Source organism: Oleiphilus sp. HI0066 (assembly GCF_001635725.1).
The window spans coordinates 1-725 of sequence record NZ_LWFH01000035.1 but is presented as its reverse complement, the minus strand read 5'-3'; the positions used below and the strand labels follow the sequence as shown (position 1 = coordinate 725).

The 725-nt window shown below is 46.5% G+C and carries 1 protein-coding gene; it reads left to right on the top strand.

All coding sequences use genetic code 11. The features are described 5' to 3' along the window. On the top strand, window positions 1–725 hold a 725-nt coding region (gene guaA / locus A3738_RS00910; RefSeq protein ID WP_156503850.1), incomplete at both ends, for a glutamine-hydrolyzing GMP synthase.

Genomic DNA, 725 nt, shown 5'->3' with positions numbered 1-725 from the left:
TCGCTGCTTTATTGCACAAGGCGATTGGCGATCAATTGACCTGTGTGTTCGTTGATAATGGCTTGTTGCGTTTGCACGAGGGCGATCAAGTCATGCAAATGTTCGCGAAAAACATGGGCGTTAAAGTGATTCGCGCAGACGCGGCTGATTTATTCTTAAGTCGCCTCGAGGGCGCATCAGACCCAGAAGATAAGCGCAAGATTATTGGTAACACGTTCATCGAAGTGTTCGATGAAGAGTCAGCCAAAATCGAGAATGTTAAGTGGTTGGCGCAAGGCACTATTTATCCTGACGTTATCGAATCTGCAGCATCGAAGACAGGCAAAGCACATGTTATTAAGTCGCACCACAACGTAGGTGGCTTGCCAGAAGACATGAAGCTCAAACTTGTAGAGCCATTGCGTGAGCTGTTCAAAGATGAGGTGCGTAAGATTGGTCTCGAATTGGGCTTGCCTTACGACATGGTTTATCGTCATCCCTTCCCAGGCCCGGGTTTAGGTGTTCGTATTTTGGGTGAAGTCAAAAAAGAGTACGCGGATTTATTGCGTCTTGCGGACAATATCTTTATTGAAGAATTACACCGTCACGACTTGTACCACAAAACAAGCCAAGCCTTTGCAGTATTCCTACCAGTGAAATCTGTAGGTGTTGTTGGAGATGCGCGTCGTTATGAATACGTGATTGCGCTTCGGGCAGTAGAAACAATTGATTTCATGACCGCGCGA